Annotated in this window: 23 protein-coding genes; 1 reads left to right on the top strand and 22 read right to left on the bottom strand. The window is 45.9% G+C overall.

From position 1 onward, the window contains the following. Positions 1 to 8: 8 nt before the first annotated feature. The 7 genes from pyrB to lspA all read right to left on the bottom strand — a co-directional run bounded on the left by pyrB (position 9) and on the right by lspA (position 5798). A complete protein-coding gene (pyrB, locus tag FY534_RS09165; RefSeq protein ID WP_203114371.1) occupies positions 9 to 932 on the bottom strand; it encodes an aspartate carbamoyltransferase in 924 nt (307 codons plus the stop codon). Positions 933 to 997: 65 nt separating this feature from the next. Continuing rightward, positions 998 to 1537: a bifunctional pyr operon transcriptional regulator/uracil phosphoribosyltransferase PyrR gene (pyrR, locus tag FY534_RS09170; RefSeq protein ID WP_072873791.1), complete on the bottom strand. Its 540-nt coding sequence runs from the start codon at positions 1535 to 1537 to the stop codon at positions 998 to 1000. A 90-nt stretch (positions 1538 to 1627) separates the two neighbouring features. Beyond that, positions 1628 to 2884: a group II intron reverse transcriptase/maturase gene (gene ltrA / locus FY534_RS09175; protein ID WP_203115581.1), complete on the bottom strand. Its 1257-nt coding sequence runs from the start codon at positions 2882 to 2884 to the stop codon at positions 1628 to 1630. 808 nt (positions 2885 to 3692) lie between these two features. Continuing rightward, the gene (locus FY534_RS09180; protein WP_370541526.1) at positions 3693 to 4097 is read right to left on the bottom strand and encodes a YceI family protein; all 405 of its coding nucleotides are present in this window, start codon (positions 4095 to 4097) and stop codon (positions 3693 to 3695) included. Then, positions 4079 to 4228 carry a YceI family protein gene (locus tag FY534_RS15030; protein WP_370541527.1) on the bottom strand — a complete coding sequence of 50 codons (150 nt, stop codon included), beginning with the start codon at positions 4226 to 4228 and terminating at the stop codon, positions 4079 to 4081. Before FY534_RS15030 ends, FY534_RS09180 begins: the two co-directional genes overlap by 19 nt. A 161-nt stretch (positions 4229 to 4389) precedes the next feature. Next, positions 4390 to 5331, bottom strand: a complete 942-nt coding sequence (locus FY534_RS09185; RefSeq protein ID WP_203114372.1) for an RluA family pseudouridine synthase — start codon at positions 5329 to 5331, stop codon at positions 4390 to 4392. Further along, positions 5331 to 5798, bottom strand: a complete 468-nt coding sequence (lspA, locus tag FY534_RS09190) for a signal peptidase II (protein WP_072873788.1) — start codon at positions 5796 to 5798, stop codon at positions 5331 to 5333. Before lspA ends, FY534_RS09185 begins: the two co-directional genes overlap by 1 nt. A gap of 127 nt (positions 5799 to 5925) precedes the next feature. Here lspA and FY534_RS09195 point away from each other — a divergent pair, with 127 nt between their 5' ends. After that, complete coding sequence (locus FY534_RS09195; RefSeq protein WP_203114373.1) at positions 5926 to 6747, top strand: phosphosulfolactate synthase; 822 nt, start codon at positions 5926 to 5928, stop codon at positions 6745 to 6747. On the opposite strand, the gene FY534_RS09200 is transcribed toward FY534_RS09195, so the two are convergent. The 15 genes from FY534_RS09200 to FY534_RS09270 form a co-directional block, all read right to left on the bottom strand. Further along, entirely contained in the window at positions 6737 to 7345 is a 609-nt protein-coding gene (locus FY534_RS09200) for a TraR/DksA C4-type zinc finger protein (protein ID WP_203114374.1), read from the bottom strand. The genes FY534_RS09195 and FY534_RS09200 overlap by 11 nt on opposite strands. A 266-nt stretch (positions 7346 to 7611) precedes the next feature. Then, on the bottom strand, positions 7612 to 8115 hold the full coding sequence (locus tag FY534_RS09205) for a DivIVA domain-containing protein (protein ID WP_203114375.1): 504 nt from the start codon (positions 8113 to 8115) through the stop codon (positions 7612 to 7614). Between the two features lie 150 nt (positions 8116 to 8265). Further along, positions 8266 to 9060, bottom strand: a complete 795-nt coding sequence (locus FY534_RS09210; RefSeq protein ID WP_203114376.1) for a YlmH family RNA-binding protein — start codon at positions 9058 to 9060, stop codon at positions 8266 to 8268. Then, the gene (locus FY534_RS09215) at positions 9061 to 9348 is read right to left on the bottom strand and encodes a YggT family protein (RefSeq protein WP_203114377.1); all 288 of its coding nucleotides are present in this window, start codon (positions 9346 to 9348) and stop codon (positions 9061 to 9063) included. Then, positions 9345 to 10100, bottom strand: a complete 756-nt coding sequence (locus FY534_RS09220; RefSeq protein ID WP_238413751.1) for a YggS family pyridoxal phosphate-dependent enzyme — start codon at positions 10098 to 10100, stop codon at positions 9345 to 9347. The genes FY534_RS09215 and FY534_RS09220 overlap by 4 nt, the downstream gene beginning before the upstream one ends. A gap of 59 nt (positions 10101 to 10159) precedes the next feature. After that, positions 10160 to 10981, bottom strand: a complete 822-nt coding sequence (pgeF, locus tag FY534_RS09225; protein ID WP_203114379.1) for a peptidoglycan editing factor PgeF — start codon at positions 10979 to 10981, stop codon at positions 10160 to 10162. 53 nt (positions 10982 to 11034) lie between these two features. Continuing rightward, a complete protein-coding gene (locus FY534_RS09230) occupies positions 11035 to 11328 on the bottom strand; it encodes a YlmC/YmxH family sporulation protein (protein WP_072873781.1) in 294 nt (97 codons plus the stop codon). Between the two features lie 67 nt (positions 11329 to 11395). After that, the gene (gene sigG, locus FY534_RS09235) at positions 11396 to 12175 is read right to left on the bottom strand and encodes an RNA polymerase sporulation sigma factor SigG (RefSeq protein ID WP_203114380.1); all 780 of its coding nucleotides are present in this window, start codon (positions 12173 to 12175) and stop codon (positions 11396 to 11398) included. A gap of 140 nt (positions 12176 to 12315) precedes the next feature. Further along, positions 12316 to 13035, bottom strand: a complete 720-nt coding sequence (gene sigE, locus FY534_RS09240; RefSeq protein WP_238413752.1) for an RNA polymerase sporulation sigma factor SigE — start codon at positions 13033 to 13035, stop codon at positions 12316 to 12318. Beyond that, the gene (spoIIGA, locus tag FY534_RS09245) at positions 12962 to 13996 is read right to left on the bottom strand and encodes a sigma-E processing peptidase SpoIIGA (RefSeq protein ID WP_072873778.1); all 1035 of its coding nucleotides are present in this window, start codon (positions 13994 to 13996) and stop codon (positions 12962 to 12964) included. The genes sigE and spoIIGA overlap by 74 nt, the downstream gene beginning before the upstream one ends. 207 nt (positions 13997 to 14203) lie before the next feature. Further along, entirely contained in the window at positions 14204 to 15322 is a 1119-nt protein-coding gene (gene ftsZ / locus FY534_RS09250; protein ID WP_203114381.1) for a cell division protein FtsZ, read from the bottom strand. A gap of 141 nt (positions 15323 to 15463) precedes the next feature. Continuing rightward, complete coding sequence (gene ftsA, locus FY534_RS09255; RefSeq protein ID WP_203114382.1) at positions 15464 to 16693, bottom strand: cell division protein FtsA; 1230 nt, start codon at positions 16691 to 16693, stop codon at positions 15464 to 15466. Positions 16694 to 16841: 148 nt separating this feature from the next. Beyond that, the gene (locus tag FY534_RS09260; protein ID WP_072873850.1) at positions 16842 to 17210 is read right to left on the bottom strand and encodes a small basic family protein; all 369 of its coding nucleotides are present in this window, start codon (positions 17208 to 17210) and stop codon (positions 16842 to 16844) included. Next, positions 17210 to 17953 (bottom strand): DUF881 domain-containing protein, encoded by a 744-nt coding sequence (locus FY534_RS09265; protein ID WP_238413477.1) that lies wholly within the window; start codon positions 17951 to 17953, stop codon positions 17210 to 17212. The genes FY534_RS09260 and FY534_RS09265 overlap by 1 nt, the downstream gene beginning before the upstream one ends. Positions 17954 to 17966: 13 nt before the next feature. Then, positions 17967 to 18722, bottom strand: coding sequence for a DUF881 domain-containing protein (locus tag FY534_RS09270; protein ID WP_072873775.1), 756 nt, complete (start codon positions 18720 to 18722; stop codon positions 17967 to 17969). Between the last annotated feature and the right edge of the window lie 16 nt (positions 18723 to 18738).

An 18738-nucleotide genomic window follows, 5' to 3' on the forward strand; every position in this document is an offset into this window, starting at 1 on the left:
TTTAATTTTCAGCGCAATACACCTCCAAGTATTTCATCGAGAAGCGCCATGCGAATGAAAAGTCCATTTTGTACCTGACGAAAATAGGCAGCTCTCTCGTCTGTGTCCACATCTGGATCTATTTCATTTACACGTGGCAAAGGGTGAAGTATTCTGGAACGAGAAGGCAAGCGTTCCAGTGTTTGAGCAGAAATTCTATAGTCTTCCGTTGCATAGGATAAATGTATTTCCGCCGGCAACCTTTCCCGTTGGATGCGCGTTTGATAAATGACGTCGACTTCGCCAATGACATCATCCAACCGTTCTTTCGTTTCTACGGATAGTCCACGTCCCTTGATTTCCTCTAAAAGTAGATCATCGAGCGCCAATTCCGGAGGAGAAACAAGCGTAACCTGAATTCCCTGAAAAAAGCTGAGCACTCGTAACAAGGAGTGAACCGTTCGGCCAAAACGCAAATCACCTACCATACATACGGAGAGTCCATCGACCTCACCAAATTCTTTCCAAAGTGTGTATATATCGAGCAAACTTTGCGTAGGATGTTCGCCGCTTCCCGCGCCCGCATTGATAATCGGCACTGGACTGTATGGAAGGGCCAAGGCCATTTCTTTTTCATCTTGGTGACGGATGACAATGGCGTCTGCATACGCCCCGACAACTCGAAAAACATCAGCCAAACTCTCGCCTTTTTTGGCAGAAGAATTTTCTCGGGCATTTTCTGCTCCCACAATATTTCCACCCAGACGAGTAACCGCTGCCTCAAATGAAAGTCGCGTACGTGTACTCGGTTCATAAAAAAGTGTTGCAACGAGCGTACCCTGTAGCCTAGCACGTAAGATATGGCGAGGGGTTGTCCGAAAAGTTTCTGCCATCTGAATCAGACGTTCTATCAGCGGGCGATTCAAATCGTCCGTGCTCACCGCATGATACATACTCTCTCCCTCTTTCCCAAAACCATCCTAACGAACTGTCGTTTCTCCAAAATCCAGGTAAAATTTTACGGTTTAGCCAACCATATACCGTCTTCGCCGTCGACTTCTTGAAGTTTTACAGATATTCGTTCATCTAACGAGGTTGGTAAATTCTTCCCAACAAAATCAGGCCGAATCGGCAACTCGCGATGACCGCGATCGACCAGAACAGCAAGTTGTACTTGTTGCGCCCGCCCTTTTGTCATTAAAGCATCAAGTGCTGCGCGCACAGTGCGGCCTGTAAACAACACATCATCCACCAGTACAACTTTTTTATCTTGAATTACAGTCTCTGGCGTACTGTGAAGCGTTGCTTGCTGAAATGATAAATGCTCTAAATCGTCGCGGAAAGGGCGGACATCCAGAGCAAAGGCATGCGGTCGCTGTTCTTTTTCAATTTCAGCTAACTTATCGGCCAAACGATCGGCCAGCACCCAGCCGCGCGTCAAAATGCCCGCCAAGACCAGTTGACTCAACGTACGATTGCGTTCAAGGATTTCATGAGCAATACGAGTTAAAGAACGATTGACCTGTAGACCGTCCATTAGTTGAATTTGTTGGGCCAAAATTGTCTCTCCTTTCCATAATCGGGTAGAAGGGGGTGACTAACCCCCGTTCTCCCACACCACCGTACGTACCGTTCGGTATACGGCGGTTCATGTCGTGGAACGAAGGGCATCGTATCGTTCAACTAGGCTCACGAGTCCTTGGTCTCGCCAGTAGGCGAGGCCAAGGGCTTTGTTCATTTGCGGAGTCAATGCCAGACGCCAGTATCCCTTGCGAGAACCGCTAATATTTCTAGCCCATTCCTCGGGGATGCCGAGAGAAACCAGTTTCTTTCGCTTCGTTTTAGGTTGCTTCCACTGTTTTAGCAAGCACATCCGAAGCCTCCGGCGTATCCATTCATCCAGTTCCACAAACACACTTCTCGTCTCTGCCCTTCGGTAATATCCACTCCATCCATGCAGATACTTGTTGAGTATATCGAGACGTTCTGCCATGGATTGACCCCGGCTACGCTTCGTTGTAATTCGGACTTTGTCCTTGAAGCGTTTAAGGGATTTTGGAGATACTCGAACTTTGGGTTGTCGGTGGTGGGTGAAAGAAAATCCAAGGAACTTGCGTTTCCACGGCCTGTCAACGGCACTTTTCTCCCTGTTTACCTTGAGCTTTAGTCGTCCTTCTACAAATTGGGTAACACTCTCCATGACTCGTTCTCCAGCTCGTTTACTTCGAACGTAGACGTTACAGTCATCAGCGTATCTGACGAATCGGTGGCCTCGTTTCATCAGTTCTCTGTCTAGGTCATCCAACATAATGTTGGAGAGTAACGGACTCAACGAACCTCCCTGTGGAACCCCCTCTTCGGAGACCACACATACACCGCCAGTCATCACGCCTGCCTGTAGGTACTTTCTGATGAGCTTGAGGACTCGTTTGTCCTTGACCTTCCGGGCGATTCGTGCCATCAACATGTCATGATTCACTCGATCAAAGAATTGCGCTAAGTCAACGTCTACTACCCAACGGTATCCCTGCGCGATATAGTTCCGCGCTTGCTGTACTGCATTGTGCTGACTATATCCGGCTCGGAATCCGTAGCTATGTGGTGAAAATTCCGGGTCAAAGATGGGTGTTAGAACTTGTTGAAGGGCCTGCTGAATCAGGCGATCGAGCACCGTGGGTACTCCTAGCAAACGAACGCCACCGTCTGGTTTCGGGATTTCGACTCGGCGGACAGGCGTCGGTTGGTAGGTACCCTGTAGGAGTTCGCTTCGGATGTTAGCCCATTGTTGCACTAAGAACGGGCGAAGTTCTGTGACTTCCATCCCGTCTACGCCGGGCTTACCCTTGTTCTCCTCTACCCGGCGCAAGGCCCCGAGCACGTTTTCGCGCTCTACTACCTGTTCCATCAGGTTGATACAAGCTTCTTCGCGGGTTCGCTCATTGATTCGTGCCGGAGAGAAACTCGGCACTTCCTCAGTCCCCCGTGGATTCACCACTTCTTCCTGAGGATAGCTCCCTGTCGGGATTTTCGGCTGTCTGTGTTTCTCTCTCGAACTTGCCGTAAACAACCCTCACAATCATGTTCGGTCCTTCCCTGCTTAGACGTCTCTTTGCAGGTACTATGACCTCTGCTGACTTCTGCCGTTCAGCATCGCCTTGCGACGATGGTTACCAGCCTTGCTGGCGTGCCGGCAGACCTCCCCGGGTAAGAGCACTGTCTTTCCCTTCATATACCCGCTCCATTTACTTTCAACAGCCTTCGGTAGCAAGGGCTTTGTCTTGTTCTGCAGACTCACCCAACTGTTGCTAGCCTCAATTGGAGTTCGTGACCCTCGGGCCGAAGGTTTGCCGCCGCCTTCCTTCAGATTCCACCTTACGGAGGACACCCTTGGCTTAAGCTAATGGCTACTGCTACCTTCACCATTCCGGACTTTCACCGTATAGACAGCGCCCATGCCGGGCGCACATAAAAGGCTACCCTCCCTGAGGAGGGTAGCCCGGAAATTTTCCACACAGCCGACATTCAAAACTGTGCAGTCCATAAGCTCTCTTGACGAACCCTTCCCAACCTCACAGGATTGGCTTAAAGGCTATAAACATTTCTACCATCGTATCAATCTATACGTGATTCGTCAAGTATTGGGTTTTACCAAACTCTGCTTCACTTTACAAGTCCGTCTGACTGAAAAAACTGAAAATAAAAGATCTTAGTCTTTATTCAGATTTTTTAACAAACTCAACTTCGATGTTTAATTTAATTGTGTCGCCAATTAATACGCCGCCAGTCTCCAAAGCAGCGTTGTAAGTAAGACCAAAATCTGAACGATTCAGAGAACCGCTACCGACCACACCAATAACTTCATTTCCCCATGGATTTTTAGCTGGGCCGGAAATTTCAACATCCAATGTCAGCGGCTTTGTAACACCAACAATCGTAATTTCACCTTGCAGTTCATGTTTCTCGCCACCCTTATGTTGCAGGTTATGAGCGCGAAATACTATTTCTGGATATTCGTTTACTTTAAAAAAGTCGGCAGAACGCAAATGTTCGTCTCTTTGCGAATTTCTCGTATCAATGCTGTTAGGGTTAATGGTGACAACTATATCTGCGGTTGACAAATCTTCCCCTCAGTATGGACTGTTGCGTCAAAATCGTTAAATACACCACGTACATTGGATACCATCATATGACGAACACTGAATCCCACATAACTATGTGCTTTATCTAATTCCCAAACTGTTTTTGCCAATCTTCTCTACCTCCTGATCGGAACTTTAATTGAATGGATTTGCCTATCTGCATATATACTATAATATTTATAGTAACAAAAAACAAGTTAGAATATAATTTTTTTGCAATTTCTGACCAGAAATGATGAGACAAACCGTTTGCAAGTTTTATTTCTGTCTGTTATGTCTGTAAACCAAGACGTAATTCCATCAATAAACGTTCCATATCCGACGGCAATGGGGATTCAAAACGCATATGTTCACCGCTAGCAGGATGTATAAAGCCTAACTCCTTGGCATGCAGCGCCTGTCCATCAATAGGCAGCGTATGACGCGGACCATAAAGTGGATCTCCAGCTAAGGGATGCCCAATATAAGCCATGTGCACACGAATTTGATGCGTACGCCCGGTTTCCAGACGACAATCCAAGAACGTATACTGTTCGAACCGTTCTTTCACAAAGAAATGCGTAATGGCTGGTTTACCCCCAGCCACTACTGCCAGTCTCTGACGCTGTTTTGGGTCACGACCAATCGGAGCATCAATCGTTCCCTCCTGGTGTGGCAAGACACCGTGCGCAATTGCAGCGTAACTGCGCAACATGGAGTGTGCCTGTAGCTGCAAGGAAAGTTTATGATAAGCCAAATCCGATTTAGCTAAAACCAAAAGACCTGAGGTGTCTTTGTCGATCCGATGAACAACACCTGGCCGCGCTGTACCACCCAGGGCAGAGAGACGAACCCCGAGATAAAGCAAGCCATTGACCAAGGTACCGCGCGGATGCCCGGCTGCTGGGTGGACCACCAATCCACGTTGCTTATCCACAACAACCAGATGTTCATCTTCATAAACTATTTGAATGGATACAGGGTCTGGTTGCAATTCGACTGGTTCCGGCTCTGGCAATTTGATCTGATAGATATGGCCTGTTTCTACAGGATCGCTCGCTTTTACACGACTTTTGCGAGTAGTTTCGCTGATGCAGTCATGTTTGATCCACTCCTGAATTTGTGAACGAGAAATATCCATTTCTTCATCTTGCAAAACCTGTACCAGCCACTTGTCGAGACGCAAACCTTCACTCTCTGACTCAACCTGAAAATACAAAACACGATCTTCCATTACTTATCATCCTCGTGGTTAGACAGATTCTCCTTTTTCCCTTGCCAAAAAGTCCGTATAATGAGAAGAATCACACCTGCGTCAATGCAGACATCAGCCAAATTAAAAATAGGAAAATGGATGAACTGCAAATAAACATAGTCGGTTACCTTACCAATAAAAATCCTATCCGACATATTGCCAAGCGCCCCGCCAAGTACGAGGCCCAGCGCAATTCTTATGGAAGGGGAAGGCTTGTACCTAATATCAACATAAATTACGGCTGCAATGACGACAAACGCAACAAGAATAAAAAGCCAAGTGTGATGAGGGAGAATGCTAAAAGCTCCGCCTGGGTTTTGTATATAATCGAGATCGACCCAGGGAGGTAGAACGGGTACCAATTGACCAGGAGTCATATGGGAGCGAACCATCCATTTAATGAGCTGATCGAGGGCAAAAACTAACAAGGCAATTCCGTACAGCATCTGCATCATCCTCTCTGCCGCGCATGTACGGCATCAGCAAGATAGACGCCTCCTTTGGCGAATGTCAAGACCCTTTTTTATGATTTTTGCATAGTTTGAATTATCATGTCGCAGGAGGTCAGTCCACGTGATTTTATCAGAGAAGCGAGCATTTGCTCAAATCATTCAATCCCCCATCCCCAACAGAAAAGAAAAACCTCGCACGGAAGGCCTGACCATGGTCATCGACAAAGGAATGGGCACGCGGGAATTTACCGACTTGATGGAAGTCGCCTCCGCTCATTTAGATATTCTTAAATTTGGCTTTGGTTCCTCCACGCTTTATCCAGAGTCAGTTCTTCGTCAAAAATTGGATATTGCCAAACTCTACAGTGTCTTCACATGTCCAGGCGGCACTCTTGCCGAAATTGCCTATCATCAGAACGCCTTCAAAGAATATCTCCATTACTGTGTAAAACTCGGTTTCACGGCTATGGAAATTTCCGATGGCACGCTTGATATTCCTAGTGAGGACAGGTTGCGCATGATTGAGCAAGCCAAGTCCCAATTGTCGCTCGTTTTGAGCGAGGTAGGAAAAAAACTTACACACGGTGTCGATCCGATTGCACTCGCCAAACAAGTCAAATTAGATCTTTTGGCTGGAGCAGATTATGTGGTTGTTGAAGGACGTGAAAGTGGCGAAAATGCTGGAATGTATGATGGCAGTGGCCATTTGGACGAACTTGTTTTCCAAGAGTTTTTAGCTTGTTTAGATACTTCTGAGCAACAGCGACTGATGTTTGAAGCACCTAAAAAATCACAACAGATCGATTTTATTGAACGGTTTGGAACTCAAGTCAATCTAGGTAACATTGCCCCAGCGGAAACCATTGCTCTGGAATGTCTGCGCCGCGGTCTGCGCAGCGATACATTCGCTTTTGTCAGCTTGCCGAGTGAAGTCAGCGGCTAAGTGTATCACGCCATTCTTCATTAGTTATACCATCTGTCAGCTCTGGACCGATACCTTCCAGCCAGGTCTCGTAGCCAATCGATTCTGGATCGTTGGCGCTTGGCCTGGCATTCATCTGTCCAACTGCTTGCCAACTATCTTCTCCGTCGAATCCCGTTGTGTCTTTATCATCACCTATCAAGCTACCAAAACTATGCGGAAAAACTTCTTCTTCAATTGGATGCGTCCGCCGATGATCGAGATGGTCAATTCGTTCCTGACATTGTATACATGTCAGTGCAAGCGGATACGCTTCTAAACGTTCTTCTGGAATCTCTTGCTGACAAATTGCACATTGGCCATATTCACCATTTTCTATCGCATGTAATGCCCTCTCTATTTGCAACGCATATTCAGAATTGGCTGCCCGCATACCAAGCGCCATTTCTCTATCCAATAGTTCTGTTGCTGCATCAGCTGGATGATTGTCGATCATCGATAATTCAGAAGTTTCATCCCGCTGACTGTCATTCAGACGATTTTGATTTGGATATTCCGCTCGTCCTTCCAGACTTTCTTTCAGAGCTAACAAACGTTGTCTTGCCTTCTCACGATCCATACTGCCTTCCTCCTCCAGAACAGAGTTTACAGCCAAAAGACACCTTACTCCCGCCTTCCATGCTGCCTACAGCGTGTAGTGTGGGATTCTGACGAAGAAGTATACGTATCCCATAACAGCTTTTTCATGAGCGCCCAGGTTTTTAAATTGATGACCTATAAAAAAGGCTGTCCCTCAAGTCATCAACGATGACTTTTGGGACAGCTTTTTTATAGATTGGTTTGATTTCCAGTTCTTCCCGAACACACAATATAAACGGATACTCTTTAAGACGTAGCTTCGCGAATTTCTAAATCCACCTTCGTCGCGTCTTTGTCAAAATCGCGCCACTCATTGGATTCCAGTAATTCCAACTGAGCTTGAATCAAAGAACGAAATCGAGCTCGAAAAATAGCAGCATGACGTTGAATCTCTTCTACTTCCATGGCCATCTTGCGCGACTTCTGGAGAGCTTCGCTAATGATTCGATCAGCGTTTTTCTCCGACTCTTTAATAATCAACTGCGCCTCTTTTTTAGCGTTGTTTTTTACTTCCTCAGCTGTTTCCTGGGCGATGATAATGGACTTGCTCAAACTTTCCTCAATATTCGTAAAATGCTGCAGACGCTCATTCAATTGCTCTATTTTTTCTTCCAATTCCTTGTTAGTGCGAATCAATCCTTCATAATCTTGTATGATTCGTTCAAGAAAATCGTCTACTTCATCTTCATCATACCCACGAAAAGAACGACTAAACTCTTTATTGTGAATATCTAATGGCGACAACGGCATGATAACACCCCCGAAAACTGCATCTAATCATCAAAACACTGGAAAATTTAGCGAAACAAACATGACAGGTTATCGATTGAGTCCGCTTGTCTGTTTCGACACCAACCCACAATCTCCTTCCAAAAACGACAAATTCAACGATTTAACTTTTTAAGCCTTGTCACGCAATGTAGCAACGGACAGCCAAAGACGATTACTTTTGCTCTTCCCCGTCACCTCTCCTATTTGAATTCTGCCAAAACCTCGCACAGAAACGCGATCGCCCGCTTCCAACAGTTCTTCAGGCTTGTAGGCTACCAAACTATTGACGAATATTTGTTGACTCAAAATGGCTTCTTTTGTCTTGTTTCGTGACCAATGACACACCTCGGACACTACTGCATCGAGACGACAGGAATTGACGCTAATGGATTTCCACTCGTAACTATCGCGCTCGATAAGTGGAGTTTGATACAAAAGCATTACGTCTACATTTTGCGGTCCAACCTTGTGAAGATGTTGATAGGCATACTCTGCCATGGAGGATGTCAACACAGCCGCATATCCAGTATGATCTTTCAATGAAACTACGTCACCTAATACTTTGCGCTCTATACCAAGACCAAGCAAAGAACCCAGCACAGAACGGTGTGTCAAACGTTCCTGCGGAGATATGGGACGGATGGTCAACCAGCGCAAAGAAAAATCCTCTTCCGTAGGATACCAATTTTCCGGCATGATACACGCTCGCTGCCGTTCAGCATCAGGAAAACCTCCCGAAAATTCCACCCATGCAGCTTGGCGATTGACGACACTTTGCAAAAGAAATTGCTCGCGAGGACTGAGGAAATCTGTTAACCACATCATACGCCTGTTCAATGAGCGAGATACCCACTCTTCAGCTTGACGGACAAAAGGGCGTTCACTGGGTCTAGCCCACTCTGTATCCACTTTCCCTTCTGTCATTTAAACAAGTCCTCCTAGCATATTTGACAATGCTGAAAAAATGACTGACTGAATGACAAAATAGACAATAACAGCTACAATACTCGACCAATCCAGCAGAATACCTCCTACCTGTATAGGTCGTAATAATCTTTGAAAAGGGGCGTAATACGGCTGACTTAATTGCTGCAAAATATTAACGAGTCGATTGGCTTGAAGTTCTGGAAACCAACTGGCTACAGCGCTCGCAATCAGGACGATGAAATAAGCGGAAAATAAAAAATGAACCATTTGAACCAGCAAAGTCACCTGGATTCGCCACCCTCTGGAGTGTCTTCTAGAGAAACCAATTGTCGTCCTATTCTTAAATGTGTAGCTCCTTCTGCAATTGCCAACTCGTAATCATTCGACATGCCCATGGAAAGATATTGTAAATTTCCCCAAGACAATCTTTCTCTTTCCTCCCCTAGAAGATTGGCTAAGCCACGGAAAGTGCGGCGAATTTCAATAGAATCCCTCGTCAACGGGGCCATCGTCATGAGACCCACAACGCGAAGAAATTTATAGTTTTGTAACTTTTGCAGCAAAAGGTGCAAGTTTTCTGGATGCACCCCATGTTTCTGAGGCTCTCCCGATACATTGACTTGCACAAACGCCTCCATATGCTTTCCGAGAGAAGTAAGTATTTGCTCAAATTGTTCTGCATGTTCTGCATCTTCAAGTGCATGTACAACTGAAAATGCTGATGCGATCGATTTGATTTTATTCGATTGAAGAGGACCTATAAAATGCCATCTTACTCTGGCCGCAAAAGGATGGACAAGTTTTTCACGAGCAACTTGCCAACGATTTTCCGCCATATCCTGGATGCCCAACGTTAGCAAGTGTTCAGCGAGAACTGGTGAAGCTGTTTTGGTGACCGCAATTAATCGAATATCTTCTGGATTTCTCCCAGCTGATTCAGCCGTTTTAGCAATGCGTTCACGTATGGCTGTCAAACGATTGTTCAACTCTAGGTGCTGACTTTGAGAGAAATGTAAGCGCTCATGATCGTTTTGCACCAACCGACTGCCACTCCTAAATATCCAGAATATAATTCTCAATGACAGAATAACCACTATTAGGATGATTGAGCTGATTGAATTGCAATAGCAGCCAACATTCGCCCCGTTTGTCCACGTTCTGCCCGATACGAAAAAAGAACATCTGTCCGACATGCTGTACAAACACCTGTATCTTGGATTCTCTCTGCTCGTACACCATATTTCAATAGGCTATAGCGAATGGCATGTTGCAAAGAAAGCATATAGTGACCTGGACGCTGGCTGGGAGAAAAAATTGTATCTGGAAAGGTCGGCGAGAACGCGTTACGTACACGCTCATCCACCTCATAACAGCAACGTCGTATGGAAGGTCCTAGAACAGCGTACACTTGCTGAGCTTGCGTGGCAAAATGTTGTTGCATGACTGCCAGTGTACATTGAACAATTTGTTCTGCAGTGCCTTTCCATCCTGAGTGAACCGCTGCAATCACACCAGAAATCGGATCAAACAGAAGCACAGGAACGCAGTCAGCTACTAATATGGCAAGTGCCAAATCTTTTTCAGCGGTAACTAATGCATCCGCCCCCGTTACTGCTGTATCCTGGCCAAAAGCGCCACTCCCTGCATCTTTTGCCCCCACCACCTCAACACGATGGCCATGTACTTGCTCGGCAAATACAAACTTTTCAAGAGGAATGCCAAACCTTTGCGCTACCAAACGACGATTCTCCACAACGTGATCGGGAGAGTCAGACACATGTAAACCCATATTGAGACTCTCAAAAGGCGGATGGGATACCCCACCTAAGCGAAAAGTAAAGGCAGCTTTCACGATTGCAGGAAAGATATCGGGAAAAATCCAGAACTGATGATTTCGTTGATACCAGTGACGATACATGTCTTGTCCTCCTGACAATATCATAACAAAAAACCGGCGCCTTGACTTCTCAGTCAATAGCCACCGGTTGAACGACGTACTGAATCGTGCGGAAGATAATAAGCTGTCTCATGTGCGGGACGTAAATCCACTAAAATAACGTCAGAGCCGATTTTAACAATTTGATTCCAGGGAATCACATAATCCTGGCCACCACCGACCATTCCAAAAAAGCGGCCAGCTACGGGAATAATGATGCTGTGAATTAATCCACTTTCTGGATCAATATCCAAATCGCCAATCGTCCCAAGACGTTTTCCGTCTCCTACATTGACGACATCTTTCGACTGCAAATCGGAAATACGCATTCCCGGTCGCCGCCTTCCCCTCTCTTCAAACCTTGCTTATTCATATATATGAGGGGGACTGTCAATATTACGACTGGACATGTTTATTCATTCGATGTATTGCGTTTTTTTCCAAACGAGAAACTTGAGCCTGAGAAATCCCTATTTCATCCGCCACTTCCATTTGTGTTTTTCCCTCGTAAAATCGCATGGCGAGAATTTTTTGCTCGCGTTCGGAAAGCTTATTTAACGCTTCACGCACCGCAATTTCCTCTACCCAGGAAGAATCTTTGTTTTTTTCATCATGAATCTGATCCATGACGTATATCGGATCGCCACCATCATGATAAATCGGTTCAAACATAGATACCGGGTCTTGAATAGCGTCTAATGCAAAGACTACGTCTTCTTTCGCCACCTCCATTTTTTCCGCAATTTCCTGAATGGTAGGTTCACGCAAATTCGCGTTCGTGAGGGCATCACGTACTTGCAGAGCCTTATACGCTATGTCTCTGAGCGATCGCGATACACGAATAGGATTATTGTCCCGCAAATAACGCCGAATTTCGCCAACAATCATGGGTACAGCGTAAGTTGAAAAACGCACATTTTGACTGAGATCAAAATTGTCTATCGCTTTCATGAGTCCGATACAACCTACTTGAAACAAATCATCCACATATTCGCCACGGTTGTTGAAGCGTTGAATCACTGAGAGCACCAAACGCAAGTTGCCATTAACCAGTATTTCTCTTGCTGTCAGTTCGCCGTTCTGCAAACGCGTGAACAATTCCCGCATCTCTGCATTACTAAGAACGGGCAACTGTGAAGTGTTGACTCCGCAGATTTCCACTTTGTTGCGCTTCAACCCAGTCTCCCCCTAAGATGCAATCCAAGCTACGTCCGGTTCGGGTTCGTTGATGCTGCCAACGTGATTTCAGTATTTCCCGGACCTGCAAATGTATGCACTGAAGGGTTGGACTGGCAGAACTGAAAGTCTAATTTTCCTTACATCATGCGGTTAAATTCTTTTTGCAATCGTTTTAAAATTCTTTTTTCCAACCGAGAAATATACGACTGCGAAATGCCCAGCAAGTCAGCGACATCTTTTTGAGTCATTTCTTTACCGGTTTTTAAACCAAATCGAAGTTCCATGATTTTCTTTTCGCGTTCATTCAATTTTTCCAGAGCGTCATAAAGTAACTCACGATCAACCTCGTCTTCCAGATTGCGAGTAATGGTATCACTCTCTGTTCCCAGCACATCGGAAAGTAATAATTCATTGCCATCCCAATCCACATTGAGCGGTTCGTCAAAAGAAACTTCTGAACGTAATTTGTTGTTACGACGCAAAAACATTAATATTTCATTTTCGATACAACGAGAAGCGTAAGTTGCGAGTTTGATTTTTTTGAGCGGATCAAACGTATTCACAGCTTTGATGAGACCAATGGTTCCAATCGATACTAAATCTTCAATATTCACGCCTGTATTTTCAAATTTGCGCGCAATGTAAACAACCAGTCGCAAATTTCTTTCAATCAGTAAAGAACGGGCTGCACTGTCACCTGATGGCAAGCGCAAAAGCAAAACTTCTTCTTCTTCGCGTGTAAGCGGCGGTGGTAAAGCTTCACTGCCTCCTACATAGTAAACTTCATCCGCTGTGCCGAGCAGACGGATTTTGATGCGCGTCCACAAAAGACGCAGGCGAATGCGCAAGCGCAGCAGTTCCGAACGTGTTAGAAACCATCTCTTCAATGCGTTCATCTCCTGATAAAATTTGCGGATTCAAAATCGCTTGAAACGTTCCTTCACGGCTGAGTTCTGCAACCGAGAGCGCCAACCACGGAATCTGCGGAACAGATAATTTCTCCCCGTTACAAACGACATACAATGCGTCCGGACGCAGACAAAGTGCAAGATTAGATTGACCACCAGCCACACGATAGGGAACTAACGCAAACGCGAGAGTACCCGCTTCATGGTCGCCAAGCGCTGCTAGCGCGTTGACAGGGTCTTGTCCGGCTTGTAAGGCTGCTGAAAGAGGGGAAGGCAATACAGATTGCAAGAGTTTGTAGTCCATAAAACAAACAGGTTGACGAGTAACTGGATCGGACAAGTGATTTCCTGTGTCAAGCAAAGCTTGAAAGGAAAAATCTTGTCCCTGAACAGTAACTTGCATACTCAGCACATGCATGCTTGCCAATTTCCAAGTACGAATTCGTTGAATCGTATGTTGCACAAGTCCAATAGACACTGGCACCGCTACGAGCAAGGCAAGAATGGTTCCACTAGTGCCAAATGCTATTCCACGGTTGGTGATGACGGTACCCGATGCCAGCGAGACACCCGGAACTGCAAAATGCAACGCAAGCGCAGCACCAGCCATCAAAAAAGTGACAAAATACAGTCCCAAACAACTACGAGCTAAGTCAAACCAGTTACGCCTGCCAATTCCAATCCAAACCATCAGCAGTGAAGCTAAAACTTTACCCAACAACGATGTTGTAAACGATAGAGAAGGAATAAACAGGAACAGTGAATAAAATGCGCCAAACAACGCGCCAAGGAGCAGCCGTTTCCAACGCACCGGTCGTCGGATGACAAATAACGTCATCCATAAAAGGACGCCATCCATCACAAAGTTCAATAGCCAAACTATGTCTAGATAAATGACAGGAATGGCCACATCCGTCACCTCGACTTGTGATGTGACCCAGTATACTTTAGGTCTATTAAAAAAAATGTCGGAACATGATTGAAGAAAGAGAGAAAGTTTTGTCGAATGGATGAGGATATTTAGAATTGAAAAAGACCGCCGTTTGGCGGTCATGCGAAGTTGGATAAGAAAACTTACTTAAAGGTAAACAAAATGAGAGTGGACATTGAGGACCCATTAACGGTCCCGACCTATTTTACCTTCACGACGGCGAATAAAAGCTGGTACATCCCAACCGTTGCTCGATGGAGGAATATTGCTGCTTGTAGCAGCAATGTCGGAAAGCGCACTCGAGGGACGGGGAGAATTCTCACGCAGTTGATGAGAGGTTTGAGCACTAGCTTGATTTTCAAAACCTGTGGCAATCACCGTAACAATAATTTCGTCATCTAATTCCGGATCAATAGCCGCACCAAAAATCATATTGACATCAGGATCAGCTGTTGTAGAAACAATATCTGCCGCTTCATTAACTTCCCAGAGACTGAGATTCGTACCACCAGCTACGTGCATGAGTACTCCTCGAGCACCATCAATTGAGGTTTCTAAAAGCGGACTGGAAATTGCTTTTTTGGCAGCCTCTGTTGCCCTATTTTCCCCAGAAGCAATTCCTATTCCCATCAAAGCAGAACCACGCTCCGTCATAATGGCTTTGACATCGGCAAAGTCGACATTGATGAGCGCAGGAGTAGCAATCAAATCAGAAATACCGGATACACCTTGACGCAACACGTTATCTGCTTCTCGGAAAGCTTCCAGTACCGGCGTATTGCGATCTACAATTTCCAAAAGACGATCGTTCGGAATGACAATAAGCGTATCTACTTTTTCTTTTAACTGCGAAACACCTTGCTCTGCCTGCATCATACGTTTTTTTTGCTCAAAGCGGAAAGGCTTTGTTACCACGCCAACGGTAAGAGCCCCCAGTTCTTTAGCAATCTCGGCAATAACAGGCGCGGCGCCAGTTCCGGTACCGCCTCCCATACCTGCGGTAACAAACACCATATCCGCCCCACGTAAAGCGTTAGCCAAATGCTCTCTGCTTTCTTCTGCAGCTTTCTTTCCAATTTCTGGATTAGCACCCGCACCGAGGCCGCGCGTCAATTTTTCTCCAATCTGCAATCGCGTTTCTGCCTTAGCAAGCTTTAGCGCCTGAGCATCCGTGTTGACGACAATAAATTCTACACCTTTCACACCTGACTCAATCATTCGATTTACAGCATTGCAACCGCCACCGCCAACACCAATGACTTTAATATTGGCAAGCGTATCCGTCTCAAAATCAAATTCCAGCATGCCTGCTCCTCCTCGCTCCGGAGTCCATCTCCTCAGGAGACCAGACCCCTCGCTTCGCGTTGTAGAAAGTCATCTACTTTCTACGCCATAGTTTTGATAATCTTGGTATTTTAAAAAGCATTGAATTGAATGAATAGCTCATTAAATAAAATCGCGCCACCAATCTTTAATACGCGCCATTAAACCACCGCCTGTCCGAACCGGACGGGAAGCAGTGCCCGCTTCCGCAGGTTGTGAACGAAAATGCGAACGCATAGCATAAGAAAGAATACCTACCCCGTTGATAAACGACGGATCGCGCACACCAAGATACTCAGGCACAGCTACACGAACAGGAGCATTCAACTCTTCTGACGCTAATTTTTCCGCACCTGGCATGGCCATAACTCCACCATGGAAAACATACCCGCCTGGCAATTCATGGCTGTATCCTAATTTTTCAACTTCCTTGCGAACCAATGCAAAAATTTCCTGCATACGCGGCTCTATAATGGTTGCCAAATCGTACTGTGTAAACTGCACTTCCTGATTGCTACCCATGCGTGGAACGCGAAATTGTTCATGATCGGAAGCCTCTGCAACCAATGCGCATGCATGCTGCAATTTGACCTGCTCGGCGGCTGTAGTCTGTGTGCGCAACCCAATGGCAATGTCATGTGTGACATAATCGCCACCCATTGGAATAATGCTGGTTCCTGCCAAAATACCATTATCAAAAATAGACACTGTTGTTGCCCCAGCTCCTACATCTACCAGTGCTACACCGAGCTTTCGCTCATCAGATGTCAGAGCTACATGACTGGCCGCCAAAGGCAGTAGAACAAGATTTGCTACCTCGATACCAGCGCGCTCCACACATCGAACGACATTATGGATAGCCGTACGGCTACCTGTAATCAGATAGGCGTCTACCTCCAGACGTACACCAAGCATACCACGCGGATCGACAATTCCTCGCAAACCATCGACAATATATTCTTTAGCTACAACATCGATAATTTCCCGTTCTGGCGGCAATGCAATAACACGCGCCTGTTGCAATACCCGTTCAATATCCTCTTCACCAATTTCTCGATCTACAGAGGACACAGCAACAACGCCATGACTGGATTGCAACTGGATATGATTACCAGAAACTCCAACATACGCCGCTGCAATATGGATGCCAACCATGCGCTCCGCATGTTCGACCGCTTCGCGAATGGACTCAACTGTCAAATCTATATCAACAATGGAACCGTGGCGAATCCCTTCGCCTTCTGCGGAACCGACTCCTATTACATTCAAGCTGTTTCCATTCGACTCTCCTATAATCGCGCGAACTTTTGAAGTGCCAATATCTAAACTAACAATATAATCTCCTTTGGCCAAACGTGGCACCTCCTGAGAGCCGTAGACTGCATCTCATTTCTCATTCAACATATTTTCCGACAATCCTCTATCATTGAAAAACTTTTTCAATGGTTTCTTCAGCAATATTAGGTAATTTACCTAATCATACCATCTTTAAGTTGTACGTTCATGATGTCGTATTGAACCGCCGCCGACGTTTGGCGCGAATTTGCGTAACCACCAAACGGCGAATGACAGCGATATTTTGAAAAAGTCGAACACCAAAAGCTACAACTGCGGCCAGATATAAATCTACGCCCAGTTGCACACCAATGAAAGCAAGCAATGCTGCCACAAAGATATTGGTAAAAAATCCGGTGAGAAAAACAACATCGTCAAACGTTTTCTCTAAGTTCGCACGAATACCTCCGAATACGGTGTCGAGAGCAGCAAGAATGGCAATGGACAAATAACTGGAATACTCTACAGGAATTGTCCAATTGGACACCAGTCCAACCGCGGCTCCAATCAACAAACCTAAAATCGGCAACCAAATCATGAGCCTGTAACCTCCTTCGCCCAAGTTCCTGGGAGCGGTCCGGTATAAGCTGGTACTGTCAAAGCGTTTTTTCCTGTATACGCCTTGACAATAAACGCCTCACCCATCGCCTCCATATATGCCTGCAAATTGTATACAGACAAAGTGGCTTTCATATCGTCCACATTACCAATCGCAGTAATGACATATGGCATAGCAACAGGATGCGTGTTGATTTGCAGACCCCCCAGACCATCAAGTCCAATGACCAAACGAATGGAGGAGGTAGTCACCAGTCTCTGTCCATTAATAGAAATTGCACTAGCACCATTGGAGAAAAGATAGTTGACAATCAACTGAATCCACTGATCGGATTCTTTATAGAAGTCTCCTGCAAACTGTGGATCAAAGGGCAAGTTTGGATCGTTTTCAATCGTAATCGTAATACCTGGACCCGAAAAAGGGGCCGTCCCTGCTTCTTCCGCCAATGTATGGGCGTCTGCCGCCAACGCCGCTTTCATTTCTTGCTTGCTGCCTTCTGCTGCCCTGTATTCAGCAATCTGCGCAGCTTCTTTAGAAATCTCCTCTTCCAAAATCCGATGCTCTTGCGCCTGTTCGGTGAGTTGAGTCTGGACGCTCACATAATTATTCGAAGATGATTTGGACGATCCCGATAGATTTGAAGTAATCTGAACCGTCAGGGCAAATCCCAACAAAGCTGCGACGCCAGTGCTTGTCCAAGTCATGGTAGAAATCTTCACAATTGAAACTCCCTCATGTACCGTTATTGGAAAGGCTGGGAATAGCTTCATTTAGACTATAGGTAGGACTTCCAGGTAAAGAACCTGTGTACGCTGACATGACAATCTTCTGTTTGATTTGCGGAACGGTCACGTTTAACCCTTGCATACGCAGCACATCCAGAATACCGCCTTGAATATCAAGTGCTGATTTAAGCGTCTCCGGATCGCCAATCGCCTCAATCGTGAAAGGCGCTCCTAAGCGATGATTGTTCACACGTACAACAGGCCCGCTGCAAAAAACACCGCTCGTAGCCACCACACGATAACCGTTAATAGAAACGGCTTCCGCACCAGCTGTAAATAACTCATTGATAACACTGCGCACATTCCAATCATGAGTCAAAATTTGCTCGACATCTGAACCATTTGAAGCTCCATCGGAGAGCGTGACACTGATGCCGGGCCCCTCCACTGCTGTAATGCCAGCTAAAATGCGTTCGTCGGTCAGGCGCTGTTGAAAGGCTGTCATGGCTTTATCCGATCCCGATGAAACCCGTTCAAACTGATTCAATTCGTCATTCAGCTGTGTCAATTCCTGTTCTGCGGCTTGGTTGCTTGCTTTCAGATTCTTGAGTTCCGTCAGCGTGTGTGTATCTACCGTTCCTCGCAAATAACCTAACCCGAGCGCCGCTGTGGCGGACGTTTGGCGATATTGCACACCAATCATCAAACCGAGCACCGTGGAAACGGCTGTCAGAGAAAGAGCTAATTTTGCACGAGTATGCATACTTTCATCCTTTCGG

Origin of the sequence: Alicyclobacillus sp. TC (assembly GCF_016804365.1) — a bacterium.
GTDB lineage: Bacteria > Bacillota > Bacilli > Alicyclobacillales > Alicyclobacillaceae > Alicyclobacillus_I > Alicyclobacillus_I tolerans.